Genomic DNA, 3365 nt, shown 5'->3' on the forward strand with positions numbered 1-3365 from the left:
CGCAAGGACCAGGCCGAGGACACGAGCGTTCTGACCGCCCTGGCCCGCCTGCACGTCACCGGCGCCCGCGTCGACTGGACCGCCCTCTTCGCCGGCACCCCCGTCCGCCCGGTCGACCTGCCGACCTACGCCTTCCAACGCCGCCGCTACTGGCCCGTCACCGCCGCCACGACCGCCGGCGACCTCGGCGCCGCGGGCCTCGGCGCCGCCGACCACCCGCTGCTCTCCGCCTCGCTCGAACTCTTCGACGACGACGGCCTGTTGTTCACCTCCCGGTTGTCCTGCCGGTCCCACCCGTGGCTCGCCGACCACGTCGTGCGCGGCAACGTCCTGCTGCCCGGCACCGCGTTCCTCGAACTGGCCGTCCGCGCCGGGGACGAGGCCGGCTGCGACCGCGTCGAGGAACTCACCCTGGCCGCGCCGCTCGTCCTGCCCGAGCACGCGGGCGTCCAGCTTCAGCTGCGCGTCGGCGCGGCCGACGAGACCGGCCGCCGCACCTTCACCATCGCCTCCCGGCCCGAGGGCGCCGACGGCAGGGCCTGGGACCAGCACGCGACCGGCGTCCTGGCCACGGGGGAGACGCGCTCCGCGTTCGACACGTCCGTCTGGCCGCCGGCCGGCGCCGAGGCGGTCGACCTCACCGGGCTGTACGAAGGCATGGCCGACGGCGGCTACGCGTACGGCCCGGTGTTCCAGGGCCTGCGGGCGGCCTGGCGGCGCGGGGACGACATCTTCGCCGACGTCGCCCTGCCGGACGGCACCGAGGGCGCGGGCTACGGCCTGCACCCGGCCCTGCTCGACGCCGCCCTGCACGTGACGGCCGTCAACGGGCTGCCGCACGGCGTCGTGCCGTTCTCGTGGGAGGACGTGTCGCTGCACGCCTCCGGCGCGTCCTCGGTGCGCGTGCGCGTCACCCGGACCGGCGAGGAGTCCGTCGCGGTGGCGGTCGCCGACGCCGAGGGCCTGCCGGTGGCGTCGGTGGGGTCGCTGGCCCTGCGCGCGGTGTCGGGCGGCGAGCCGGTGGCGGCTCGGGACGGGCTGTTCCGGGTCGACTGGGTGCCGGTGAAGGCGTCCGTCGCGCCGGAGTTCGTCGAGGTGACCTCCCTGGCCGAGGTGCCGGCGGACGTGCCGCCGGTCGTGGTGATCCGGCCGGCGGACGGCGACGTGCACACGGGGACGGCCCGAGCGCTGGAGCTGGTGCAGGGCTGGCTGGCGGAGGAGCGTTTCGCCGGGTCTCGCCTGGTCTTCGTGACGCGCGGTGTGGTGGTGGGCGAGGACCTGCCGGGCGCAGCTGCGTGGGGTCTGGTGCGGTCGGCGATGTCGGAGGAGCCGGGCCGGTTCGGACTGGTGGATCTGGCGGGTTCCGAGGAACTGCCCTCCGAGGCCCTGGGGTTGGACGAGCCGCAGCTGCTCGTCCGCGACGGCGAGGTCCTCGCGGCCCGGCTCGTTCGCGCCGAGCCGACGGGCGAGCCGGTCGGCTGGACCGGCGAGGGCACGGTTCTGGTCACCGGTGGCACGGGCGGCCTGGGCCGGGTCGTGGCCCGGCACCTGGTGGCCGAGCACGGGGTGCGTGATCTGCTGCTGGTGAGCCGCCGTGGTGGGGATGCCGAGGGCGTCGGGGAGCTGCTGGCGGAGCTCGGGGCCGGGGCGAAGGTCGAGGCGTGCGATGTCGCCGACCCGGCGGCGGTGGCGGACCTGTTCGCCCGGCACGAGATCCGTGCGGTCGTCCACACGGCCGGCGTGCTCGACGACGGCGTGGTCGGGTCCCTGACCGCCGAGCGCGTCTCGGCCGTCCTGCGCCCGAAGGCGGACGCGGCGTGGAACCTGCACGAGGCCACGAAGGACCGCGAGCTGGCGGCCTTCGTCCTGTTCTCCTCCGTCTCCGGCGTCTTCGGCGGCCCCGGCCAGGCCGCCTACGCGGCGGGCAACGCCTACCTGGACGCGCTGGCCGTCCACCGCCGCTCGCTCGGCCTGCCCGCCGTCTCGCAGGCCTGGGGCCCGTGGACCCGCGACGGCGGCATGATCGGCACGCTCGCCGACGTCGACCTGCACCGCATCGCCCGCTCGGGCATGCCGGAGCTCACCCCCGCCGAGGGCGCCGCCCTGTTCGACGCCTCGCTCGCGGCGGGTGAGCCCGCGGTCCTGCCCGTCCGCTTCGACCTGGCCGCGCTGCGCGCCCAGGACTCGGTGCCGGCCCTGCTGCGCGGACTGGTGCACAGCCGGGTCCGGCGCGCGGCGGTCGCCGGCACGGCCGCCTCGGCGGGCCTGGCACAGCGGTTGTCCGGCCTGACCGCCGACGAGCGGCGGGCGACCGTCCTGGAGCTCGTGCGCGACCGGATCGCCGTGGTCCTCGGCCACGAGGGCGGCTCGGTCGTCGACCCGTCGCGGGCGTTCCAGGACCTCGGCTTCGACTCGCTGACGGCGGTCGAGCTGCGCAACCGGCTCAAGGCGGTGACCGGTCTCCAGCTCCCGGCCACCGTGGTGTTCGACTACCCGACGGCGAACGCGCTGGCCGGCTGCGTCCTGGAGGGCCTGTTCGGCAGGGAGAAGGCCGAGGAACTCCCGGCCGTGCTCCCGGTGCTGTCGGACGACCCGGTGGTCATCGTCGGCATGGCCTGCCGCTATCCGGGCGGCGTCGAGTCGCCCGAGGACCTGTGGCGGCTGGTGGCCGACGGCGTGGACGCGGTGTCCGACTTCCCGGAGAACCGCGGCTGGGACCTCGACTCGCTCTACAACGAGGACCGGTCCGTCCCCGGCACGTCCTACACCCGGCGCGGCGCGTTCCTGCACGACGCCGGGGAGTTCGACCCCGAGTTCTTCGGCATGAGCCCGCGCGAGGCGCTGGCGACGGATGCGCAGCAGCGCCTGCTGCTGGAGACGTCGTGGGAGGCGTTCGAGCGGGCCGGCATCGATCCGGCGACGCTGCGCGGCAGCCGGACCGGAGTCTTCGCGGGCGTCATGTACACCGACTACCGCTCGCTCCTCGACGGCGAGGAGTTCGAGGGCTTCCGGGGCAACGGCAGCGCCCCCAGTGTCGCCTCCGGCCGGGTTTCCTACACCTTCGGCTTCGAGGGTCCGGCGGTGACGGTGGACACGGCGTGCTCATCGTCGCTGGTGGCGATGCACCTGGCGGCGCAGGCGCTGCGCGGCGGTGAGTGCTCGCTGGCGCTGGCCGGTGGCGTGACGGTGATGTCGACGCCGAACACGTTCGTGGAGTTCTCGCGCCAGGGCGGCCTGTCGGCCGACGGCCGGTGCCGTTCGTTCGCGGACGCGGCGGACGGCGTGGGCTGGGGCGAGGGCGTCGGCGTGGTGGTGCTGGAGCGCCTGTCGGACGCCCGCCGCAACGGGCACACCGTCCTCGCGGT

Annotated in this window: 1 protein-coding gene; it reads left to right on the top strand. The window is 75.5% G+C overall.

What is annotated here, in order from left to right; genetic code table 11:
* A partial coding sequence (locus tag ACWCYO_RS40410) for a type I polyketide synthase (RefSeq protein ID WP_449787024.1) occupies positions 1–3365 on the top strand: 3365 nt, incomplete at both ends.

The organism is Kitasatospora sp. NPDC001683 (assembly GCF_053596495.1).